Source organism: Amycolatopsis sp. NPDC089917 (assembly GCF_040684635.1).
Taxonomy (GTDB): Bacteria; Actinomycetota; Actinomycetes; order Mycobacteriales; family Pseudonocardiaceae; genus Amycolatopsis.
This window is the reverse complement of record NZ_JBFBGL010000020.1, coordinates 32,544-54,701: the sequence shown is the minus strand read 5'-3', so window position 1 is coordinate 54,701 and position 22,158 is coordinate 32,544. Positions and strand designations below refer to the sequence as shown.

Genomic DNA, 22,158 nt, shown 5'->3' with positions numbered 1-22,158 from the left:
TGATCATGTTGGTGTCCACGAAGAAACCTCTTGCCGTGCTTCGTCACGACCTGCCCGCCTCGTTGGTGGTGTTCCTGGTCGCCGTCCCGCTTTCACTCGGGATCGCTCTCGCGTCAGGGGCACCGATCGTCGCGGGGCTGATCGCGGCCGTGGTGGGAGGTGTGGTCGCCGGAGCGCTCGGCGGCTCCCCGCTTCAGGTCAGCGGCCCGGCCGCCGGGCTGACGGTGATCATGGCCGAAACGATCGCGACCTTCGGCTGGGCGACCACCTGCGCGATCACCGTCGCCGCGGGCGCGCTCCAGATCCTGCTCGGGCTGAGCCGCATCGCCCGCGCGGCGCTCGCGATCTCGCCCGCCATCGTGCACGGCATGCTCGCCGGTATCGGCGTCACGATCGTCCTCGGCCAGCTCCACGTCGTGCTGGGCGGATCGGCGCAGAGCTCCGCGCTCAAGAACATCGCCGAACTGCCCGCGCAGATCGTCGGCCACCACGACACCGCGGCGCTGATCGGCGTGCTCACCATCGGCATCCTGCTGCTGTGGCCGCGGCTGCCGAAATCCGTTCGCAAGGTGCCCGGCCCGCTGGCCGCGATCGCCTTGGTGACCGTGCTGTCCGTCGTCGCCGGGATGACCCTGCCCCGTGTCAACCTGCCCGGTGACCTGCTGAACATCCGCTTCGCGCCCGAGTTCCCGGACACCGGCTGGGGCGCGTTCGCCCTCGCGGTCATCACCATCGCCCTGATCGCCAGCGTGGAAAGCCTGCTGTCGGCCGTCGCGGTCGACAAGATGCACACCGGGCCGCGGTCGAACCTCGACCGCGAACTGATCGGGCAGGGCGCCGCGAACATGACCTCCGGCGCGCTGGGCGGCCTCCCGGTCACCGGCGTGATCGTCCGCAGCTCGACCAACGTCGCCGCCGGCGCCCGCACCCGCGCTTCGGCGGTCCTGCACGGGGTCTGGATCCTGGTGTTCGTCGCCGCGTTCGCCGGGCTGATCCAGAACATCCCGCTCGCCGCGCTGGCAGGCCTGCTCGTCCACGTCGGCGCGAAACTGGTGAACCCCGGCCACATCAAGCAGGTCCTCAAACACGGTGACCTGGGGCTGTACCTGGTGACGCTCGCCGGTGTCGTCGTCTTCGACCTGCTCACCGGCGTCCTGCTCGGCATCGGGCTTTCGGTGCTGCTGATGCTGCGGCGCACCGTGTGGTCCGGGATCCACGCCGAACGCGACGGTGACGAATGGCGCGTCGTCGTCGAAGGTGTCCTGACGTTCCTCTCGGTGCCGAGGCTCAGCCGCGTGCTCGCGACCGTGCCGGACGGCGCGAAGGTGACTCTGGAGCTGGTCGTCGATTACCTCGACCACGCCGCCTTCGAAAGCCTGTCGAACTGGCAACAGGGCCACGAACGCGCCGGCGGCGAGGTGATCGTCGACGAGGTCGGGCATCCGTGGTTCGCCAACGGCAAGTCCGGCGATCCCACCCTGTCCAGGACGGCCGCCGCGCGGTCGGTGCCGCGGTTCCTCGCGCCGTGGTCCGACTGGCAGGCCAAGGACGTCGAGCTGCCCGGCCAGCGTGGCGGGCCGACGCTGCGCGGCGCGACCGAGTTCCAGCGGCGCACCGCCGCGCTCATGCAGCCCGCGCTCAGCAAGCTGGCGGGCGGACAGTCTCCGCACACCCTGTTCATCACCTGCGGTGACGCGCGGATCGTGCCGAACATGATCACCACGAGCGGTCCCGGCGACCTCTTCACCGTCCGCAACATCGGGAACCTGGTGCCCGCCCGCCGGGCCGACCCGTCGATGGGCGCCACCGTCGAGTTCGCCGTCGGCGTGCTGAAGGTGCGCGAGATCGTGGTCTGCGGGCATTCCGGCTGCGGCGCCATGCAGGCGCTGGCCACCGGAGCCCCCGACGGCGCGCCGATGCTGTCGTCCTGGCTGAAACACGCCGAGCCGAGCGCCAAGCGCAAGGTCTCGGTGACCATCGACGGCGAACACCCGGACACGGAGACCAACCGGCTGGCGCTGCAGAACGTGCTGCAGCAGCTGGAGCACCTGCGGCACTACCCGCTGATCGCCGAGGCGGAGGCGCGCGGCGAACTGCACCTGACCGGGATGTACTTCGACGTCGGGGCGGCGCAGGTCTACCTGTCGGACGAGGGGAGCCCGTCGTTCACCCCGGTCGGCGCCGTCACCACTTCCGGGGGCTAGGAGACGCCGTTCAGTGGGACTCGATCCGGACCGACTAACCCGGACCCCGCCCCGCCACCACCCTCAACGGAGAGGCTGCGCCCCGCAGACTAGATTCAACGCACGTGAGCATGCTGGTCATGACCGGCACCGGTACGGGTGTCGGCAAGACGATCACCACCGCCGCCATCGCCGCACTGGCCGCCGGGCAGGGCCAACGCGTCGCCGTGCTGAAACCGGCGCAGACCGGGGTCGGTCCGGACGAGCCGGGTGATCTCGCCGACGTCCTCCGGCTCGCCGGGCCGGTCACCACTCGTGAGCTGCGGAGATACCCGGATCCGCTGTCGCCGGAGGCGGCGTCCAGGCTTTCGGGCCTGCCGACGCTGCCGCCGAGCGAGATCGCCGCGGCCGCGAGCGACCTGGACGGCGAACACGACCTCACGCTCATCGAGGGCGCGGGCGGCCTGCTGGTCCGGTTCGACGCCGACGGCGCTTCGCTCGCCGACGTCGCCTGGTCGCTGGGCGCGCTGGTGATCATCGTCGCCGAGGCCGGGCTGGGCACGCTCAACGCGACCGCCCTGACCGCCGAGGTCGCGACCAAACGCGGGCTCACCGTGGCCGGGGTCATCATCGGCTCGTGGCCGGAGGACCCGGATCTGGCGTCGGTGTCGAACCTGCGGGACCTGCCGGTCGCCGCCGGCGCTCCGCTGCTGGGCGTGCTGCCCGCCGGGCTCGGGGACGCCGAGCCCGAGGAGTTCGCGGCCAAGGCCAGGGCGGGGCTCTCGCCGTGGTTCGGCGGCGAGTTCGATCCGGAGACCTTCGTCGGCCGCGCGTCTGCCCAGAAGTGATCTGCGTCGCTGTGGCCGGGGCGCCCGGTCATGCACGATGATGTGCCTTCGCTCTACCGCCCCACCCGAACAGGAGCCGCCTCGTGACCACAGCCCCGGAGACCGTCGACATCCTCGCCGTGGCGCGTGAGCAGGTCCTCGAGCGCGGTGTCGGGCTCGGCGAAGAGCAGCTCGTCGAGGTCCTGAAGCTCGACGACGACCACTTGACCGACCTGCTGGCGCTGGCCCACGAGGTCCGGATGCGCTGGTGCGGCCCCGAGGTCGAGGTCGAGGGCATCATCAGCCTCAAGACCGGCGGCTGCCCCGAGGACTGCCACTTCTGTTCGCAGTCCGGCCGCTTCCCGACGCCGGTGCGTTCGGCGTGGCTGGACATCCCCGGCCTGGTCAAGGCCGCCCGCCAGACCGCCGAGACCGGCGCGACCGAGTTCTGCATCGTCGCCGCCGTCCGCGGTCCCGACAAGCGGCTGCTCTCGCAGGTCCGCGAGGGGATCAAGGCCATCCGCGAGGACGGCAACGACATCCAGATCGCCTGCTCGCTCGGCATGCTCACCCAGGAGCAGGTCGACGAGCTCGTCGAGATGGGCGTGCACCGCTACAACCACAACCTGGAGACCGCGCGCTCGCACTTCGCGAACGTCGTCACCACGCATACGTGGGAAGAGCGCTGGGAGACCCTGCGGATGATCCGCGAGGCGGGCATGGAGGTCTGCTGCGGCGGCATCATCGGCATGGGGGAGAGCGTCGAGCAGCGCGCCGAGTTCGCCGCGCAGCTGGCCGAGCTGAACCCGGACGAGTGCACGATGAACTTCCTCATCCCGCAGCCGGGGACGCCGTACGAGGGCTACGAGGTCGTCGAGGGCAAGGACGCGCTGCGCACCGTGGCCGCGTTCCGGCTGGCGATGCCCCGTCCGCTGCTCCGCTTCTCCGGCGGCCGTGAGCTGACCTTCGGCGACCTGGGCACCAAGCAAGGCATGCTCGGCGGGATCAACGCGATCATCGTCGGCAACTACCTGACCAACCTCGGCCGCCCGGCCACTGCGGACCTGGAGATGCTCGACGAGCTGAAGATGCCGGTGAAGGCGATCAGTGACGTCCTCTGACCGGCCGGCGTTCTGTGTCCACTGTGGACAGACGTCCGACGGCGGCGCGGAGCATCCCGTCTGCCACAACCCGAGAACGGCACTCGAACCGCCGCGCTACTGCACGTTCTGTGCGCGGCGGATGGTCGTCCAGATCACCCCGGTGGGCTGGACGGCCCGGTGCAGCCGTCACGGTGAACTCGCCGGCTGACTTCCGCGATTCGGTGCCGGGTTGCGTGCGCTGGGGGCGTCATTGGTTACGCTCTGCACAAGCAGCGTGAGGGAGGAGTCCGGGTTGGGCGAGACGACGGGCAAACCGGCACACCTGTCTTCCAGCGTGCCCGATCCCTGGTCGGTGCCCATGCTGCCGAGGCCGCGCCGCCCGTACCCCAAGGTCGTCATCAAGGCCGATCTGCTGCCGGCGGTCAGTGTCCTGTCGACGGCGGGGCTGCTCGGCTTCCCGCTGGCCTGGCTGTGGTCGCGGCTCGCGCCGCCGCAGCGGATGCGGGTCATCAACGACCGCGGCGGCCTCGCGCCGCTGGAACTCGAGAGCTGGCACCGCTTCGACGATCTCGCCATCTACGGTTTCCTCGCGCTCGGCGCCGGACTGCTGATCGGCATCGTGACCTGGCTGCTGCGGGAACGCCGCGGCCCGGTCGTGCTGATCGCCGCGACCGGCGGCGCCGCGCTCGCGGGCTGGCTGGGGACGACGATGGGCGTCTCGTTCGCCAACGGCCGCTACGAGATCGGCTCGGCGCCCGCCGTCGGTGACATCATCGCGAAGGCACCGCAGATCGAATCGCCGTGGATCCTGCTCGCCGCGCCGCTGATGACCGCGCTGGCCTACACGCTCCTGACCGCGTGGAACGGACGAGAAGACCTCGGTCGCCGCCTCGGCTGACGAATTTCCTCTAGGGTGGGCGGCAACTTCTCTAGGGGGCTTTCTCTTGACCGACGACATCGAGGTTTCCCGGCACAACGCCGTCCGCTTCCCGGGCATCAGCCCGCGCGCCTACGAACACCCCGTGGACCGCGGCGCTCTGGCCACGCTTCGCGCAGTCCCCGGATTCGCGCAGGTGGTGAAGGCTGTTTCGGGCTTCTACGCCGAACGAGGCGAGCGGCTCATGGCACTCGCGTCCGCGATCCGGGTCGGCCCGAAGCAGTATCCGGAACTGGACAAGCTGCGCCACGAATGCGCGGAGACGCTCGACCTCGATCGCGTGCCGAACCTGTTCGTCGCCCGCAGTCCCGAGGTCAACGCGCAGACGATCGGGATGGACGAGCCGTTCATCGTGCTCAACACCGCGGCCGTCGAGGCGATGGACCTCGCGTCGCTGCGGTTCGTGATCGGGCACGAGATGGGGCACGTGCTGTCCGGGCACGCGGTGTACCGCACCATCATGATCCGGCTGATCGGCCTGCAGATGTCGATGTCGTGGACGCCGGTGAGCGCGATCGGCATCCGCGTCGTCATCGCCGCGCTGCGCGAGTGGTACCGCAAGGCCGAGCTGTCCTGCGACCGCGCCGGGCTGCTGTGCTCGCAGGACCCGACGGCGGCGCTGCGGTCGCAGATCCTGGTCGCGGGCGGGATCGACCCGGCGAAGATCGACATCCCGGCGTTCCTGCAGCAGGCGTCGGAGTACGAGTCGGTCGAGGACATCCGCGACAGCTACCTGAAGCTGCGCTACGTCGAGACGATGTCGCATCCGCTGGCCGTCGTGCGTGCCGCGCAGCTGCAGAAGTGGGCCGCTTCGGAGGAGTACCGGGCGATCCTGGCCGGCGAGTACCCGCGCCGCGACGCGGACGCGCCGTCGTCCACCTGGAGCGACGACCTGAAGTCGGCCGCGAAGTCGTACAAGGACTCCTGGAACAGCTCGGCCGACCCGCTGACGAAGGTGTTCAGCGACGTCGGCGAGGCGGTGTCCGGGGCCGCGGGCAAGGTGTGGAGCAAGTTCGGCGGGGGCAACGGATCGGACGACGGTCCCGACCAGGAGTCCGGCAAGTAAGTCGTCCCGCGAGTGTCATGAAAGGGTCGTTCAGGACGTTTCTTGTCCTGAACGACCCTTTCATGACACAGCGCTGAGGTCAGTTCAGGTTCGACGGGCGCGTGAACTCGCCCAGTTCCCCCGGCGGCATCGGCACGGCGCCCAGTGTGCTCAGGAACCCGGCCTCCCGCGTCAGCAGCCGGCACGCGATCCGCAGGCGCCGCAGGGGGTTGGTCTCCTCCAGCAAGCGCTGCCGGTCCTCCATCGGGAGCAGGCAGTCCGCGGTGAGCCGGTACGCGAGCGCCGCGATGTCGCCGTCCTCGGGCGGTGTGGTCCAGTCGTCGGCGTCCCAGGCGGACTCGCAATAGCGCCGGTGCGCGGCCTTCGCGACGTCGGCGAGCCTGGTCACGGTGTCGCCCTGCACCGAGGTGACCCGGTCGTCGGGCACCCACTCGACCGAGCCGATCAGGTACGGCGCGGAAACGCGGTCGATTTCGAGCAGCCGGAAGCGGCGCCGCGCGGTGGTGACGACGTCGAATCTGCCGTCCGGCAGTCGTTTCGCCTCGCGCAGCACCGTGCTGCAGCCGATCTCGTGGACGTGCTCGGGCCCGCTCACCTCCCTGATCATCGCCGAACGCAGCGCGATGACGCCGAACTCGCGATCCGGGACGACTTCGCCGACGAGGTCGGCCATCAGCTGCCGGTACCGCGGTTCGAAAATGTGCAACGGGAGGTGTGTTCCGGGCAGAAGCACGGTCTGTAGCGGGAACAACGGCAAGATCGCCTTCCCGGAGGACTCATCGCTCGGCTCGGTCACCCGTTCAAGGTACGGGGACCGCGAGGACTTCGCAGGACGGTCACTTTCCGGTGGGCGGACGGAACACCGCGAACGGGTCGGTGATCTGCATCCCCTTGCCCGCGAAGGAGAAGAGCGCCGCGGGACGTCCGCCGCTGCGCCCGGGAGGCGCGGTGTGGCCGGTGGGGAGGAGCAGCCCGCGCCGGGACAGCACGCGTTGCAGGTTCGTCGCGGACACCCGGTAACCGAGCGCGGCCGAGTACAGCCCCCGGAGCGCCGAAACGGTGAACTCTTCCGGGGCGAGCGCGAACCCGAGATTCGTGTAGCAGAGCTTCGAGCGGAGCCGGTCCCGTGCGCGCAGCACGATGGACTCGTGGTCGAACGCCGTCCGCGGCAGCTCGGAAACGTCGTGCCACTCGGTGTCTTCCGGGATCTCGGGGTCCACATCGGACGGTACGAGACCGAGGAACGCCGTCGCCACGACGCGCGGGCCCGGCACCCGGTCCGGCGCGCTGAACACCGCCAGCTGCTCCACATGCTTCAACTGGCGTACGTCGACCTTCTCCGCGAGCTGCCGCCGAATGGACGCCTCGACGTCTTCATCCGGGCGAAGCCTGCCGCCCGGAAGGGACCAGCGGCCCAGGTGGGGATCGAGCGCGCGCCGCCACAGCAGGACTCGGAGTGTGTCCGAGCGCACTTGAAGGACCGCTCCCAAAACCTCGTGGGCCAGGGGGGTCTGGGTGTTAAGATGACTTCGCACGGTTTTCGATTGTAAGGCGAAAACCGACAGTGGGCAAATCGGTCCGGAGGGCCAGAACGATGACGATCACGTTTGAGAACGACCTGACTCCCTACGGTGGCGTCGTCGCCGACGCGGCTTGGGCGGAGGAGGTGCGGAGCCTCGCTCGCAAGCGTGACGCCGTCCTGCTCGCGCACAACTACCAGGTTCCCGAGATCCAGGACATCGCCGACTTCACCGGCGACTCCCTCGCGCTCAGCCGGATCGCGGCGAGCAGTGACGCGTCGACCATCGTCTTCTGCGGCGTGCACTTCATGGCCGAGACGGCGAAGATCCTGGCGCCGGAGAAGACGGTCCTGATCCCGGACGCGCGGGCCGGTTGTTCGCTCGCGGACTCGATCACCGGCGCCCAGTTGCGCGCCTGGAAGGCCGAGCACCCCGGCGCGGTCGTCGTGTCGTACGTGAACACCACGGCCGAGGTCAAGGCGGAGACCGACATCTGCTGCACCTCGTCGAACGCCGTCGACGTGGTCGCTTCCATCCCCGCTGACCAGGAGGTTCTGTTCCTGCCGGACCAGTTCCTCGGCGCACACGTCAAGCGCGTGACCGGCCGGGAGAACATGCACGTCTGGGCGGGCGAGTGCCACGTGCACGCCGGAATCAACGGCGCCGAGCTGGCCGAGCGCGCCTCGGAGAACCCGGACGCGGACCTGTTCATCCACCCGGAATGCGGCTGCGCGACGTCGGCGCTGTACCTCGCCGGAGAGGGCGCCGTCGCCCCTGAGCGGGTCAAGATCCTCTCGACCGGCGACATGGTCCACGCCGCCCGCGACACCAAGGCGACGTCGGTGCTCGTGGCCACCGAGATCGGGATGATCCACCAGCTGCGCAAGGCCGCGCCGGAGATCGACTTCCGCGCGGTGAACGACCGGGCGTCCTGCCGGTACATGAAGATGATCACGCCGGCGGCCCTGCTGCGGTCGCTGCGCGAGGGCGCCGACGAGGTCCACGTCGACGTCGAGACCGCCGCCCGAGCCCGCGCTTCGGTGCGGCGCATGATCGAGATCGGACAGCCTGGCGGCGGAGAATGACCGGCCCGGTTACCGCCCTCCAGGCGAAAACCAACCCCGTTTGGGAGGCCGCCGCCGATCTCGTGGTGATCGGCAGCGGAGTGGCCGGGCTCACCGCCGCGCTGCGCGCCCAGGAGCTCGGACTGCACGTCCTGGTGGTCACCAAGGCGGCGGTGTCCGACGGGAACACCCGGTGGGCGCAGGGCGGGGTCGCGGTCGTGCTGGAGGGCGAGCACGAGGAGGGTGACTCGGTCGGCAAACACGCCGAGGACACGCTCACCGCCGGCGCAGGGCTCTGCGAGGAGGACGCCGTCCGTTCGATCATCGCTGGCGGCCCGGCCGCGGTGGCCAGGCTGCGCGCCGAGGGCGCCCGCTTCGACCTGGCGGCCGCGGGACGGGCCGAACTCGCCCGCACGCGCGAAGGCGGGCACAGCGCGTTCCGCGTCATCCACGCCGGTGGCGACGCGACCGGCGCGGAGGTCGAGCGGACGCTGGTCGCGAAGGCCGGTGGCAGCCGGATCCCGGTGCTGGAGCACCACATCGCCGTCGACGCGATCCGCACGCCTTCGGGCGAGGTCGTCGGGGTGACCGTCCTGGACCACCATGGTGTGCCCGGAGTCGTCCGGGCGCCCGCGGTGGTGCTGGCCAGCGGCGGACTGGGGCAGTTGTACCACGCGACGTCGAATCCGGAGATCGCCACGGGGGACGGGCTGGCGCTCGCGTTGCGCGCGGGAGCGCGGATCGCGGACGTCGAGTTCGTCCAGTTCCACCCGACGGTCCTGTTCACGCCCGGTGCGCGCGGACACTGTCCGCTGGTCACCGAGGCGGTGCGCGGCGAGGGCGCGACCCTGATCGACGCGACGGGCGCGTCGGTGATGCGCGGGGTGCATCCGCTCGGTGATCTCGCGCCCCGGGACGTCGTTTCGGCGGCGATCACGCGGCACATGGCCGAAGCGCCCGGCGGTATCGATGATCACGTTTTCCTCGACGCCACCGGGATCTCCGGGTTCGCCAAGAGGTTCCCGACCGTGCGAGCGGCGTGCGGGGTGCTCGGTCTCGACCCGGCGAAGGATCCGATCCCGGTCACCCCCGCGGCGCATTTCTCCTGCGGCGGTGTGGTGACCACTGTGGACGGACGTTCCGGCGTCCGCGGTCTCTACGCGGCCGGCGAGGTCGCGAGGACCGGTCTGCACGGCGCGAATCGCCTGGCCTCCAACAGTCTGCTCGAAGGACTGGTCGTCGGGCGGCGGGTGGCCGAGGCGGTCGCCGCGGACCTCGCCACCGGGCAGCTCGGCGATTCGAGCCGCGGTGTGCTCGCGCACCGGGCGACCGTTCCCGTTGCCGACCGCGACGCGGTGCAGCGCGCGATGAGCCGCTACGCCGCGATCGGCCGGGACGCGGAAGGCCTGTCGGTCGTCGGTTCGGTGCTGGATCTTTCGACGGTCGAGAGTCCTTTGTGGACAACTCGGCTCGTCGAGGACGCGGCGCTCACGCTGGTGGCGGAAGCCTTGATCGCGGCGGCCGCGCGCCGGACGGAGTCGCGCGGCTGCCACGTGCGGACCGACTTCCCCGAACGTGACGACAACACTTGGCAACGCGGCCAGCTCATCCGGCTCAGCCCGTCGGGGCAGCCGGTGCCGGCCGATCCGATCGCTTTGGAGGTTGTGGCATGAGCGAATTCTCCCCGTGGGTCACCGAGGCGCTGGCCGAGCACGGTCTCGACGTCGCCGACGTGCGGCGCGTCGTCACCACGGCTTTGGCCGAAGACCTGCGCTACGGGCCCGACGCGACGACGAGCGCCACCGTGCCCGAGTCCGCCGAGGCGCTGGCCGAGCTCACGCCGAGGACGGCCGGCGTGGTCGCCGGGATCCCGGTGGCGCTCGCGGTGTTCGACGTCGTGCTCGGTTCGGGCCTGGAGATCCTGGCCGCCCGCGACGACGGTGACCGGCTGACCGCCGGCGAGCCCGCGCTGGTCGTCCGCGGTCCGGTGCGTGGCCTGCTCACCGCCGAACGCACCGCGCTGAACCTGGTGTGCCACCTGTCGGGCATCGCCACCGCGACCGCCGCGTGGGTGGCCGCCCTGGAGGGGACCGGTTGCCGGGTCAGGGATTCCCGCAAGACCCTGCCCGGGCTGCGGCTGCTGGAGAAGTACGCCGTGCGCGCGGGTGGCGGGGTGAACCACCGGCTCGGGCTCGGTGACGCGGTGCTGATCAAGGACAACCACGTGGTCGCCGCCGGTTCGGTGACGGCCGCGCTCGCCGCCGCGCGCGAGCACGCGCCCGAACTGCACTGCGAGGTCGAGGTCGACGACCTGGCCCAGCTGGAGGAGGCGCTCGCCGCGGGCGCCGACGAGGTGCTGCTGGACAACTTCACGCCCGACGAATGCGCGAAGGCCGTCGACCGGCGCGACGAGGTCTCACCGAAGACCAGGCTGGAATCGTCGGGCGGACTGCGGCTGGACGTCGCGCGGGCGTACGCGGAGTCCGGTGTGGACTTCCTCTCCGTCGGAGCGCTCACCCACTCCTCACCCGCACTCGACCTCGGGATGGACCTGCGCTGACCTCCGGCACTAGAATTCCCTTGTGTGACAAGGGAATTCTGGAGGAATGGTGGGCTTTGCCGGTAAAAGTGCCGTCGCGGGCAGCGCCGGTCTCATGGCACTGCTCAGCGTGGCACCGGTCTGGGCCCCGGTCCCGGCGGCGGTCGCCGAGCAGTGCGCGAACCCGACCGGCACCTACACCGAGGCCGTCCCGTGGGGGCAGCGGCTGATCGATCCCGCGCGGATCTGGCCGCTGTCCCGCGGCACCGGGCAGCTGGTCGCGGTGATCGGCACCGGGGTCGACGGGAGCAACGGTCAGTTCGCGTCCGGTCAGCTCGTCGGTGGCCAGGGCACGCAGCCCGACGACTGCGACGGCAGGGGCACGATCGCCGCCGGGATCGTCGGCGCGCAGCCGGATCCGTCCACGACGTTCGTCGGGATCGCGCCCGGCGCCAAGATCCTGCCGATCCGCTACACCCAGGCGAACGGCGGCGGCGATCCCGGCCAGCTCGCGTCCGCCATCGAAACCGCGCTGAACCGCGGGGCCGGTATCATCCTGGTCGCCGTCCCAGCCGCTACTGACAGCCCCGCGCTGGGCGGCGCCGTCTCACGCGCCAAGGAGAAAGGCGCGCTGATCGTCTCTCCCGCGGCGGGGACGCAGCAGGGCCAGACGTCGTACCCGACCGCGACACCGGGCGTGCTCGCCGTCGGTTCGACCAACCAGGCCGGCGAGGCGGTGCAGACAGAATCCGGTTCCTACGTGGGGATTTCCGCGCCCGGCGCCGAACTGGTCAGCACGTCCGCCGGCGCGGGCGGAACCGTGGCGCACCGATGGCCGGTGAGCGATCCGAGCCTGGCCGCCGCGCATGTGGCGGGCGTCGCGGCGCTCGTGCGCGCGTATCACCCCGAGCTGTCGCCGGAGCAGGTCGTCGCACGGTTGACGCTGACCGCGCATCGCGGTCCGAGCGGCGCGCACGATCCAAGGCGGGGCTGGGGCGCGCTCGACGCTTACGCCGCCGTTTCCGCGGCGATCCCGGCCGGTACGCCCGGTCCGGGAGGGCCGCCGAGCGTGGGCCCGGGCACTTACGTCGTCCCGGCGGCGGCACCGGCGCGTGCGGGAACCGACAAGGTTTCCGGCGTGCTCGCGATCGTCGGGGTGGCCGCCGCGATCGCGGCGGGAGTGGTGGTGGCCGCGGTCCGTCGGGGCAAGCGCCGGGGCTGGCGGCCTTCGCGATTCCGCGCCTCGTGAGCGGCAGCGATGTACTGGGGGACACCACTGCCGCTCACGAGGTCTTTTGCGACCCCCGGGGTTTCTAGGGGACGGATACGCAGGCTGTCGAGCCCACGATGGCCACGCCGTCGCCGGCGCGGGAGACGTGCACGTTGAAGTCGGCGCCGTCGCGGCTGAACTGCGCGATCAGCTCACGCGGGTTGCTGCGGTCGCGCGCCTGCCAGCCCTGACTTTCCAGCAGCGGCAGGACGACGTCGACGAGTTTGCGGACCGCGTCGGACGCGTCCTCCACGCGGAGGCCGTACTGCCAGCAGAGCAGCCTGCCCGGCTGGGTCGGGTCGCAGTCCAGTTCGCCTTCGACGGTGCGTTCCGCGGTGGTGCCGAAGGTGCCCGCGACACCGTCGATGACCGCTGTCAGGTCCTCGGCCAGCGGGTCGAGATCGGTGTTCCTGGTGATCATCTGGTGCTCCTCACAAACCCCGGCCGACGCCCTCGACGACCATCTCGCGCAGCGAGCCGCTCGTGAAGCCTTCGTGTGTGAGCGGTCCGCCCGTGATCACACCGTAGATGTTGTTCCACGAATCCGAACCGGGCTTGAGCACCCCGCTGTGGGAATCGAAGCCCCACTGCAGGTCGCCGTTCGCGTCCCGGCCGGTTTCCAGTTCGACGACGCCGGGGAAGCGGTCGGGGTCCGCTCCGTGCCCGGCGCCGAGCCATTCGATGAGGCCCGCGTTGCCCTGCGCGACCACGATCGGGTCGAAGGGGGCCGTCATGGAGTAGCGCTGCACACCGGCCTGGCTCGCCGGGAGATCGCTCGGGCTCCAGATCCCGTGTCCCATGCCCGCCGACTCGACGTGCAGCACCCGGTCGGCCCTGAGCCCGAGCTGCTCCGCGAGCCCGACGGTCGCGCCGCCGTAGCTGTGCCCGACCGCGGTGACCACGGTGTCCGGCCCGGCGTGGCTGTCGATCTGGCCGCGCAGCTCGTCGCCGAACGCCTTGAGATCGGGTGCCATCGTCTGCGCGTAGTGCGCGGCAGGCCCTTCGGTGACGACGTTCTGGGGGAAGACCCCGTCGGCCCAGACCACCATCGCGGTCCGCCCGGTGGCGTCCGCGGCGACCAGGCTCTTGCCGAGATCGGCGTAGCTCTGGAAGTTCTGGAACGAGGTGTTGACACCGGGGACGAAGAGGCCGACGTTGCGGGTGCCCGGCTCGATCCGGCCGACCAGTTCGGCGATGCGCCCGTTGCCGGACGGATCGAACCGCAGGATCTGCCGATTGTTGGCGAGGATGTCCTCGTACAGCGCGATCCGGGTGCGCGCGTTCGCGATGTCGTCGGCTTTCCCGCCGTTCGCCAGGAGGTCCGCGAGGCGCTCGCGTTCGGAGGTCAGCGCGTCGGAGACCTTCGTGCGGTTCTCGGCGATCGCGGTCGCCCACTGGCCGGTGTCGGCCGCGCCGCCGACGCCCGCCGGATTCCCGGCCTTGGGCAACGGATTTTCCGGCATCAGTGCCCGGTACGACGCGGCGACCTGGGCGTCGGTGCGCCGGTAGCCGCCCGCCGCCGACGTCAGACCCTGGTGGATCACCGTCGCCTTGGTGATCTGGCCGTCGAGTTTGCCCGCGACGTCCTTGATCGTCTTGGTATAGGTCGCCGAAGCCGCGCTGGACGCCGAAACCTGACCGAACGCGGTGGCGGGGACGTTCTCACCCGCGAGCGCGGTCTGTGCCGTCTTGAGCACGCCGGCACGCTGTTCGAGTTCCGCCGCCGCCGCTTCTAGCCTGGCGGGGGCGACTCGGTAACCGCCCGCACTGGATGCCATCACCGAGCCGCCTCTCCGATTTCAGGGGAATCAGTACTGTTCGGGTTCTTCGCCGAGCACGGCGGGAGCGACCGGGGAGGACTGCCCCCAGACGTTCTCGGTCTCCACGAGCCACGGCGGGATCCGACGTCCGGAGCCCATGTCGCCGCCCGCGCCCATACCCATCGGCATCATGGGCATCATCGGCATCGCGCCCTTGGCCGCCACCGCGCCCGCGGCACCGGCGGCTCCGCCTGCCAGCCCGCTCATCGCGCTGCCGGAGCCGCCGTCGCCCGCCAGACCGGAGAACGCGGCGGGCACTTCGCCGGGCCCGGAGACCCCGCCCCCGCCGGCGCCGATCGCGCCGCCGTCCAACGAGGGCGCACCGCCCCCGCCGATCGGGATGCCACCGCCCGCGCCACCTGCGGTCGCGCCCGCCGAGCCGGCACCGCCGCCGGTGGGTTCGCCGTTCTTGTCCTTGCCTTCGTTCGGGTTCTTGCCGTTTGCCCACCCGGGAACGCGCGGCATGATCGAACCGAACCGGCCGAACGCGGCGGCAGAGGCGGCCGCGAGACCGGCGGTGAACATGTCGCCGAACAACGGGTTCGACTTGGGCGGCTGGTTCGGCTGCCCGGTGGTGGGCGGAGCCGAGCCGTCCGACGGCAGCGGGTGCGTGTTGTCGCCGGGAACCACGCCGACGCCGGGCGTTCCGCCGATGTTGTTGCCGACGGAGCCGCCACCCGGGGCCGAGCCGCCACCGGTGACCGGCGGCGGGGCGACGGCGTTCGGCGAAGCCGGAATGGACTCCTCCGCCACGGTGTAGTCACCCGCGAGCTGGGTCATCACCACGATCGCCTTGCTGTGCGCCGCGTTGGCCGCGCCCGCGGCCTGCTGCTGCGCTTCGACGTTCGCGATGGCCTGCTGCCGCTGCTGGGCGGCGTTCATGATCGTCGCCGGAGACGAGTCCGCGGGCAGCAGCGGCGGGTTGACCGCCAGCGCGACGTCGGCGGGGGAGACGTCCGGCACCGAGACCGGCGGCGGCATCTCCTTCTTCGCCTTCACCAGCGCGTCCGCCGCGTCCTCGAGGAGGTGGTTCATCGCGTTCGCGGTCTGGGCGACCTTGCGGATTCCGCCGACGAGGTCCGTGATCATCGTGTGGTACTTGTCGGCGGCGCCACCGGTCCAGCTGCCGGAGAAGTCCTTCAGCTCGCCGGTCAGGTTCTCGGCCTGTTCGAACAGCCCCGAGCCGGTGGACTGCCACTTGTGGGCCGCGTGCCGTGCCGTGTTGGGGTCGCCCGCCTGCAGCATCGCGTAGAGCTGCTGGTGGGAGTACGCGGCGAAATTCGTGTGCGCGGTGTCGGTCATCCCTTGTTCCCCCCGCCGTTCGAGCCGCTGTTACCACCCAGCACGCCGCCGAGGACGTTGAGCAGCGGATCGAGCAGCCCGGTCTGCTGGCTGGAGTGGTTCATGTCGCCCGCGACCGAGTCATCGGCGGCGGCGTAGCCGTCCGCGACGGTCGTGGTGACGTCCTGCGCGAAGGTGATCGCGCCCTTGACCTGGTCCAGCAATCCCTGCATCTCGGCGACGGCTGCCTGATGCGCCTTGTTGAGGGAACCCGCTTCCCCGAACTCGCCGAACAACAGCGGCTGCTCGCCCAGGGTCAGCAGGAAGTCGTTCGGCTTGGACATCGCATGGATCTGGGTCTCCAGTTCCCGCACGAAGTCCTTCAGTGATTCCAGATGGACGTAGTACGACTGGTCTTGCATTGATCCCGGCTCTCTCGTGATCGGCCATGCCAACAAAGGACGACTACGCGCAAAGCCGGCCGGCCGGTGCCGAGGGGGGTGAAAGCACCGGCCGGCCGACGGATGGGGATCAGCCGGCGAACAGGCCCTGGTTACGGTTCTCCAGGCTGTGCTGGAGATCGTGGGCGTCGCCGACCTTGCCACCGAACTGCGCGATGATCGCCACGATGTCCGCGGTGGCCTGGCGCAGGCGGGTTTCAGACGCACGGGCGGCCTCACCGGCGGAGCTGCCGGAGGCGTACCAGGTCTGGGTGATCGGCTGCAGGTTGGTGTGCAGCTGTTCGAGCTGGGAGGTGAGCGCCTTGGCCTTGGCGGCCAGCGAGGCCGAGCTGTGCTGCAGCGCGGCGAAGTTGATTTCGACGACGTCAGCCATGATTGGTGGTCCTCTCGCGGATCAGGGGTTCAGCCGGTGGATCACGGTCTGGTCGACGGTTCCGCTGACCCCGGTCAGGCTTTCCCGGACCTGCTCGTCACCCGAGTTGTAGTTCCGGTTGCTTTCGTGCACGAGACGCGACATCGTGTTGAGCTCGTTCACGGCGATGGTCATCTTCTCCTGCAGACGGCGCTGCAGGTCCCAGAACGCGACCGCCTGGTCACCCTTGTAGTTGTGCAGAGTCTGGGTCAGCTCGCTCTCCAAGCTGGCCATCGTGGTCTTGGCGTTCGACGCGGTTTCCTCGAACCCCTGGACGGCGCGCGCCATCGCAGCTGCGTCTGCCTGATATCCCGTACCGGTCATTGATGGGCCACCTCCTCTCATCTCGCTGGAAATCCCGGTGAGCACCAGGGGACGCCCTGTCTGCTCTTGTGAAGGACACGCTAGAAAACAGGGGAGTGTGGTCAAACGGCACAACTGCCGGTTACGGTGACGGCACTATTACCCACAGGTCGAGGGTAGGGCCTTCCCCACCCTCGATCCGGGGGAGTACTCCAGTGTTCGATGTGGAGCTCCCCGGCACCCTCGATTCCATGGTGGACAAGGGATCCAGGACAGTACTGCATCGGCCGCTGATGATCTTGGCGGCGGCGATGGCGGTGCTCGGGGTGATCGCGCTCGGGGGCCTCGTTTTCGACGATCGCAGTCTCGTCAACGCGCCCATTTGGCTCAAACCGCTCAAGTTCACGATCTCCGTGGGGCTCTACGCGGTGACGCTGGCCTGGCTGATCGGGCAGCTGACCCGCGGCAAGCGGCTCGGGTGGTGGCTCGGGACGGTGTTCGCGGTCGGGCTCGGCATGGACATGGCGCTGCTGTTCTGGCAGATCGCCGTCCGCGGCCGGACGCTCCACTTCAACCAGGAGACGCCGACCGACCAGTGGATCAACAACATGGTCGCGAACGGCGCCTTCACCGGCTGGGCGGCGACGGCGGCCATCGCCGTTCTGCTGCTGTTCCAACGTCTTCCCGACCGGGCGATGAACTCCGCGTTACGCGCGGGAGCTGCTTTGTCGGTCGCCGGCATCGGGATCGCGCTGCTGATGTTCGGGCCGAACGAACAGCAGATGGCCCAGTTCCGCTCCGGCGAGCGGCCGTCGATCGTCGGCGCCCACGCCGTCGGTGTGCCCGACGGCGGCCCGGGGCTGCCCGTGCTGGGGTGGAGCACCGTGGGCGGGGACATGCGGATCCCGCACTTCTTCGGGATCCACGCGATCCAGGTGCTGCCCCTGGTCGCTTTCGGGCTGCTCAAGCTCGCCCGGCGGTATCCGGTGCTCGAATCGGACTTCGTGCGGCGGAATCTGGTCCGGACCGCTTCGATGGGCTTCGCGGGGTTGCTGGTGCTGCTCACCTGGCAGGCCCAGCGGGGGCAGTCCATCGTGCACCCCGACTTCTGGACGCTGGTCGCGGGCGCCGGGATCATCGCCGTCGTGGCCGCCGGCTCGGCCCTTTCGCTCCGAGCACCGAGGCCGATGCACCAGCTGACGTGATCTTCACCGGATCTCCACGAAATCCACTCGGGACTTCCTTCGGAGTCGGATAACTTTCGATCCGATGAAGGGGGTAAGCGTGAATCGAACGCGGACTTATGGGCGGTTTTCGGGCAGACACGCGGGCGTCGTGCTCACCGCCGCGGCGGTGCTGATCGGCGGGGTGGCGTGTTCGTCGTCCGGCTCGGACGGTTCGACCGGGTCGCCGGGGGCGTCCGACGCGGGCAAGCCGGCGGCACCCGAGACGTTCGGCGCGGCGGGGTATCGCGGGCTGACGCCGGGGATGGCCAAGGACGCCGCGCTGGCGGGCGGCAAGCTGGCCTCGGCGCCGACGTCCACTTTGGATGGTTGTACTGATTTCTCCTACACCGGCGGCCCGGCACCCGACCCGGCGCGGATGAAGGCGGAGGCCGATGTCGAGGCCAAGGCCAAAGACCTGAACAAGAAGGCCGACGAACTCGAGGCGGATCCGGAGCCGAAACCGGGCGCGTCGGCGGAGGAAAGCGCCAAGTCGGCCGAGAAGTCGGCCAAGGACGCGCAGTTGCTCGCCGACGCCGCTCTCGCGTCCGCCGATCTGGCCGGCAAGCGGGAAGAGCGTGACAAGGCGTTCGTGGCCGCGGGTGGTGCTTCGTTCGGCAAGGACGGACTGCGTGAGCTCGCCGCTCCTTCGGAAGCGAAGACGGCGGAGGGGATCGGCGCGGGTTCGTCGCTGGCGGAACTGAAGACGGCCTACGACGCCAAGGGGATGAAGGTCGGCGGCAACGGCCGGTTCCAGGTGCCTCTCGACGGGAAACCGGACTGGATCTACGAGTTCACCGTCAGCGGGGACAAGGTCGGCTCGGTGTCGATGATCGACCCGAAGTCGAAGTGCTCGTGATTTCTTGAGCCATGGCTGACGAGAAGCACGAGTACTGCAAGATCTTCCTCCGCGTGGGGGAGGCTGGTGCGGTCGTCGATCTCTTGACCGCTTCGCTGGATGCTCAAGCCGATCGTCGCCGCTTCTCCTTGCCCAGCATGGAGGTGGAAGTCCTGGCGAACCCCGACAAGGGGATGACGGAGGACTTCATCGGCTGGCCGATCTTGGGGGTCGTCTCCAGGATTTCGACCGCGGCGCAAGACGCCGGGATAGCGGCGGTGGCGGCGTGCGACTACGAAGACGAACTGCCGTGGCAGGGCCGGGCCGATACGGCGTAGGTACTGAGACAAGGGTAAGGGGCCGGTCGGTTTCGAACGGCCCCTTACCCTTGCGATCGGTTACCGCGATCAGACTCCCGCGGTGGTGCGGATCCAGCTGCGGCTCGCCGCGACGCTGGCGTAGTTCTGGGTGCCCTGCGGGTTCGTGCCGGAGTTGTTGCCGGTCGAGCAGACGCCGACCTGGACGCCGCCCGAGAGCTGCGGGCCGCCCGAGTCGCCGTGCCACGCCGAACCGTTCACGCCGACACTGGCGATGGCCTGGCCGCCGTAAGCGTCGCTGCTGGTTCCGGTGATGCGGACGTTGGCCGTCTTCAGGACGCTCGACGGCGGGTTGTTGCCCTGCGTGCGGCCCCAGCCGTAGATCTGGTTGGTGGTGCCGTTGGCCGGGTTCGCCGTACCGAGCTTCATGTACGTGGTGCTGACCGCGGTCTTGAGGTGCAGCAGCGCGATGTCCCCGCTGGGGGCCGCCTTCTGCTGGTCGACCTCGGCGTTCGTGCCCTGGTTGAGGTTCACGTTCCCGACCTTCACGTGCATGCCGGGGGCGTTGAGGCAGTGCTTCGCGGTGAGGACCCACTGCGGCGCGATGATGGTGCCGGAGCAGTTGAAGCCGCCGTATGCGGTCGCGTCGTTCCAGTAGATCTGGGCGCCCCACGGAGCGGAGCTCACGGTCCCGCCGCCGATGATGTCCTGGCCCGCGTTCGCGGCAGGGGTGGCGGCAACGGTCAGCGCAGCGGCGGCGCCGGCCACCGCTGCGACAATCTTGGACATACGCATGAATACGCCCTTCGGCCTGCGTCGGGGAGTTCGTTTCGCCTTGAAACGGTTTCACCAAGTTATGCGGCGGTAAGGGCTTTTGTAACCTACCGAAGTCGGTAAGCGGTGCGAGGAAAGTATTGGGCCGTCCGGGTGGGATAGTCGGGTGTGGACATCGATGACCGACTGGCTGACGTCAGGTCCCGGCCCTCCGTGTACGGGATCGCGACGCTTCGGGACGCATGCGTCTTCTTGTATGGGTTCAACGCGGCTTCGGAGAACCGTGTTCTGCGAGGATTTCAGGAATGGGTGGATCCGGGCCCTTTGGTGTGGGCGTCCGTTGTATCCGGTTTGCTGGAAAAGCGTGACCCGTCGTTCCCCACCCTCGATGACGGGGCGCAGGTGGCAGCGCTGTTCGATCTGGTCGCCGAGTTCCGCGCGGAGCGAGGCGATCCTCTGCCCGCCCCGCCTTCGCCGCGACGTCTTCGCGCGGCGACCGAGGTGATCTTCCTGAACGGCGGTTCCAGTTCGGGCAAGTCGACGATCGCCCGGTGTCTGCAAACGGTGCTACCGGAACCTTGGCTCACCTTGAGTGTCGACACTTTGATCGACGCCATGCCCGCCTCGGTGGACGAGGGTATCGACTTCGCGGCGGATGGCGAGGTGAGCGTCGGATCCGGTTTCCGGCGACTCGAAGACGCGTGGATGACCGGTGTCGCGGCGATGGCGAGAGCGGGAGCCCGGGTCATCGTCGACGACGTGTTCCTCGGCGGGGTCGCGACACAACAGCGATGGCATGCTGCTTTGGCTTCGATCGAGGTGCTGTGGGTCGGGGTCCGGTGCGATCGTGCTGTGGCCGCGGAGAGGGAGGCCGTGCGTCGGGACCGGATCGCGGGGATGGCGGAGATCCAGGCCGAAGTCGTGCATCGAGGTGTGGTTTACGACCTCGAAGTGGATACCGGCGTGAAGGAAGCCCTGGCCTGCGCCCGGGAAATCGCCGCACGGATCACGTGACTTCCCGACGCTAGGCCGCAGGCTCGTCCTCTTCCGGTTCGGTGCGGGGTTCGTGGAGTGGTTCGGGGGCCGTGGTGTAGGTGTGCCCGCTGGGCGTCGTGATGATCATGCCGCCGTCGCCGGTGGGTACGGCGGACCATCCGGGTTCTTCCTTGAGCAGGTTGTGGAGTTTGCAGTATCCGTGGCCGTTGTGGTGATCGGTCTTGCCGTTGCGGGCCCGGGCGATGATGTGGTCGATCTCGGAGAACTCGGCGGGACGGTGGCAGCCGGGATGAGTGCATTCGCGGTCCCGGGCCTTGATCAGCCGGGCGAGTGAGGCCGGGAATCGATAGGTTTCCGGGCCCGCTTCGACTACCTGTCCGGTGGCGGGGTCGGTGATCAGCCGCGACCACGTCGATCGGGGATCGGACGCGATCTCGCGGACGAGCCAGTCCGGGATGGGCCCGTAGCCGGCGAGGAACGCGGGATCCTTGCGGGCGCCGGTCAGGGTCAACAGATCCACGTAGACGTGGATATGCGAGCGAGGCTTGCCGCGGCCGTTCTCGGCGAGCAGGCGTTCGGCGAAGACGTCCGCGCGGTGCTGATCGAGGGTGCGGGACTTGTCCTTTCTCCGCCTTGTCTCCGCCGCTCGGCTCATCGAGGCGTAGATCGAACCGGCGACCTCGGCGGGGAGATGGCCGGAGAGGGTGGACATGGTCTCGTCCTCGTGTTTCAGCGTCACGCGCCGCAGGGCGCGTTTCTTCGCGGCTCTTTCCCGATAGCCGTCGGGATCGAACTTCTGCACCGCGTAGTTCACCGACCCGCGGATCGCCGCGGGATCGCGTTCGGCCAGGCGTTTGGCCATGAACGCGTCCACCTGCGCGGCGACCTCGTCCGACACGTCCCTGGTCAACTGGGTGACCTTCGACGCCTTGAACAGATCGATCTCACCTTTGTCCAGTGCCGCCAACGTGTTCGGCAGCCGGGAGACCAAGGCGCAGGAGATCTCCAGCAGGAGGACCGCGCGATTTCGAGAGACCGAGAAGCGCAACGCGACTTCCTCGGTCATCGATCTTCGTGAACCGCCTACGGCGGCGAATGCGGCCAACGCTCGGACCTGGCGACCTTGCGAACCCCGAAGCGAAACTTCTTCGGCGAACGCGGTGTCCAGAAAACGAGCGGCTTTCAGGTTGGGAAGAAGAGTTGGGGTCATGTCCATGATCGTAC

Annotated in this window: 24 protein-coding genes; 14 read left to right on the top strand and 10 right to left on the bottom strand. The window is 69.5% G+C overall.

Going from position 1 to position 22,158, the window contains the following annotated elements; all coding sequences use genetic code 11:
- Positions 1-5 precede the first annotated feature (5 nt).
- From AB0N89_RS16955 to AB0N89_RS16930, 6 genes are all read left to right on the top strand, one after another.
- Positions 6-2,204, top strand: a complete 2,199-nt coding sequence (locus tag AB0N89_RS16955; protein WP_364205291.1) for a bifunctional SulP family inorganic anion transporter/carbonic anhydrase — start codon at positions 6-8, stop codon at positions 2,202-2,204.
- Positions 2,205-2,308: 104 nt separating this feature from the next.
- Entirely contained in the window at positions 2,309-3,031 is a 723-nt protein-coding gene (gene bioD, locus AB0N89_RS16950) for a dethiobiotin synthase (RefSeq protein ID WP_364205289.1), read from the top strand.
- Positions 3,032-3,114: 83 nt separating this feature from the next.
- Positions 3,115-4,131, top strand: coding sequence for a biotin synthase BioB (gene bioB, locus AB0N89_RS16945; RefSeq protein ID WP_364205287.1), 1,017 nt, complete (start codon positions 3,115-3,117; stop codon positions 4,129-4,131).
- On the top strand, positions 4,118-4,321 hold the full coding sequence (locus tag AB0N89_RS16940; RefSeq protein ID WP_364205285.1) for a hypothetical protein: 204 nt from the start codon (positions 4,118-4,120) through the stop codon (positions 4,319-4,321). The genes bioB and AB0N89_RS16940 overlap by 14 nt, the downstream gene beginning before the upstream one ends.
- An 84-nt stretch (positions 4,322-4,405) precedes the next feature.
- Positions 4,406-5,011 (top strand): DUF2567 domain-containing protein, encoded by a 606-nt coding sequence (locus tag AB0N89_RS16935; RefSeq protein WP_364205283.1) that lies wholly within the window; start codon positions 4,406-4,408, stop codon positions 5,009-5,011.
- 46 nt (positions 5,012-5,057) lie between these two features.
- Positions 5,058-6,116 (top strand): M48 family metallopeptidase, encoded by a 1,059-nt coding sequence (locus AB0N89_RS16930; RefSeq protein WP_364205281.1) that lies wholly within the window; start codon positions 5,058-5,060, stop codon positions 6,114-6,116.
- A gap of 79 nt (positions 6,117-6,195) precedes the next feature.
- Here the strand turns inward: AB0N89_RS16930 and AB0N89_RS16925 are convergent, their stop codons facing one another.
- Positions 6,196-6,912: an LON peptidase substrate-binding domain-containing protein gene (locus AB0N89_RS16925; protein ID WP_364205279.1), complete on the bottom strand. Its 717-nt coding sequence runs from the start codon at positions 6,910-6,912 to the stop codon at positions 6,196-6,198.
- A 40-nt stretch (positions 6,913-6,952) separates the two neighbouring features.
- Positions 6,953-7,588, bottom strand: a complete 636-nt coding sequence (locus tag AB0N89_RS16920; protein ID WP_364205277.1) for an NUDIX domain-containing protein — start codon at positions 7,586-7,588, stop codon at positions 6,953-6,955.
- A 122-nt stretch (positions 7,589-7,710) separates the two neighbouring features.
- Between AB0N89_RS16920 and nadA the strand changes: the two genes are divergently transcribed.
- From nadA to AB0N89_RS16900, 4 genes are read left to right on the top strand one after another with little or no spacing between them, the layout of a single operon-like run.
- Positions 7,711-8,721 (top strand): quinolinate synthase NadA, encoded by a 1,011-nt coding sequence (nadA, locus tag AB0N89_RS16915; protein ID WP_364205275.1) that lies wholly within the window; start codon positions 7,711-7,713, stop codon positions 8,719-8,721.
- A complete protein-coding gene (locus AB0N89_RS16910; RefSeq protein ID WP_364205273.1) occupies positions 8,718-10,373 on the top strand; it encodes an L-aspartate oxidase in 1,656 nt (551 codons plus the stop codon). Before nadA ends, AB0N89_RS16910 begins: the two co-directional genes overlap by 4 nt.
- Positions 10,370-11,260 (top strand): carboxylating nicotinate-nucleotide diphosphorylase, encoded by an 891-nt coding sequence (gene nadC, locus AB0N89_RS16905; protein ID WP_364205271.1) that lies wholly within the window; start codon positions 10,370-10,372, stop codon positions 11,258-11,260. The genes AB0N89_RS16910 and nadC overlap by 4 nt, the downstream gene beginning before the upstream one ends.
- Positions 11,261-11,306: 46 nt before the next feature.
- Positions 11,307-12,488: a S8 family serine peptidase gene (locus AB0N89_RS16900; protein ID WP_364205269.1), complete on the top strand. Its 1,182-nt coding sequence runs from the start codon at positions 11,307-11,309 to the stop codon at positions 12,486-12,488.
- A 64-nt stretch (positions 12,489-12,552) separates the two neighbouring features.
- Here AB0N89_RS16900 and AB0N89_RS16895 read toward each other — a convergent pair whose 3' ends face one another.
- The 6 genes from AB0N89_RS16895 to AB0N89_RS16870 all read right to left on the bottom strand — a co-directional run bounded on the left by AB0N89_RS16895 (position 12,553) and on the right by AB0N89_RS16870 (position 16,807).
- Positions 12,553-12,930, bottom strand: coding sequence for a hypothetical protein (locus AB0N89_RS16895; RefSeq protein ID WP_364205268.1), 378 nt, complete (start codon positions 12,928-12,930; stop codon positions 12,553-12,555).
- A 10-nt stretch (positions 12,931-12,940) separates the two neighbouring features.
- Positions 12,941-14,287, bottom strand: coding sequence for an alpha/beta hydrolase (locus tag AB0N89_RS16890; RefSeq protein ID WP_364205266.1), 1,347 nt, complete (start codon positions 14,285-14,287; stop codon positions 12,941-12,943).
- 30 nt (positions 14,288-14,317) lie between these two features.
- Entirely contained in the window at positions 14,318-15,631 is a 1,314-nt protein-coding gene (locus tag AB0N89_RS16885; RefSeq protein ID WP_364205264.1) for a WXG100 family type VII secretion target, read from the bottom strand.
- Positions 15,628-16,032, bottom strand: coding sequence for a hypothetical protein (locus AB0N89_RS16880; protein WP_364205262.1), 405 nt, complete (start codon positions 16,030-16,032; stop codon positions 15,628-15,630). Before AB0N89_RS16880 ends, AB0N89_RS16885 begins: the two co-directional genes overlap by 4 nt.
- 109 nt (positions 16,033-16,141) lie before the next feature.
- A complete protein-coding gene (locus AB0N89_RS16875) occupies positions 16,142-16,444 on the bottom strand; it encodes a hypothetical protein (RefSeq protein ID WP_005155348.1) in 303 nt (100 codons plus the stop codon).
- A gap of 21 nt (positions 16,445-16,465) precedes the next feature.
- Positions 16,466-16,807, bottom strand: a complete 342-nt coding sequence (locus tag AB0N89_RS16870) for a WXG100 family type VII secretion target (protein ID WP_073848466.1) — start codon at positions 16,805-16,807, stop codon at positions 16,466-16,468.
- Between the two features lie 230 nt (positions 16,808-17,037).
- On the opposite strand from AB0N89_RS16870, the gene AB0N89_RS16865 reads away from it, so the two are divergent.
- The 3 genes from AB0N89_RS16865 (at position 17,038) to AB0N89_RS16855 (ending at position 19,185) form a co-directional block, all read left to right on the top strand.
- Positions 17,038-17,991, top strand: coding sequence for a hypothetical protein (locus tag AB0N89_RS16865; RefSeq protein ID WP_364205404.1), 954 nt, complete (start codon positions 17,038-17,040; stop codon positions 17,989-17,991).
- Positions 17,992-18,070: 79 nt separating this feature from the next.
- Positions 18,071-18,868 carry a hypothetical protein gene (locus AB0N89_RS16860; RefSeq protein ID WP_364205260.1) on the top strand — a complete coding sequence of 266 codons (798 nt, stop codon included), beginning with the start codon at positions 18,071-18,073 and terminating at the stop codon, positions 18,866-18,868.
- Between the two features lie 11 nt (positions 18,869-18,879).
- Complete coding sequence (locus AB0N89_RS16855; RefSeq protein ID WP_364205259.1) at positions 18,880-19,185, top strand: hypothetical protein; 306 nt, start codon at positions 18,880-18,882, stop codon at positions 19,183-19,185.
- Positions 19,186-19,254: 69 nt separating this feature from the next.
- Here AB0N89_RS16855 and AB0N89_RS16850 read toward each other — a convergent pair whose 3' ends face one another.
- Entirely contained in the window at positions 19,255-19,953 is a 699-nt protein-coding gene (locus AB0N89_RS16850) for a trypsin-like serine protease (RefSeq protein ID WP_364205258.1), read from the bottom strand.
- Between the two features lie 387 nt (positions 19,954-20,340).
- Here AB0N89_RS16850 and cpt point away from each other — a divergent pair, with 387 nt between their 5' ends.
- On the top strand, positions 20,341-20,952 hold the full coding sequence (cpt, locus tag AB0N89_RS16845) for a chloramphenicol phosphotransferase CPT (protein WP_364205256.1): 612 nt from the start codon (positions 20,341-20,343) through the stop codon (positions 20,950-20,952).
- A gap of 10 nt (positions 20,953-20,962) precedes the next feature.
- Here cpt and AB0N89_RS16840 read toward each other — a convergent pair whose 3' ends face one another.
- Positions 20,963-22,000, bottom strand: a complete 1,038-nt coding sequence (locus AB0N89_RS16840; protein WP_364205254.1) for a DUF222 domain-containing protein — start codon at positions 21,998-22,000, stop codon at positions 20,963-20,965.
- Positions 22,001-22,158: the final 158 nt, after the last annotated feature.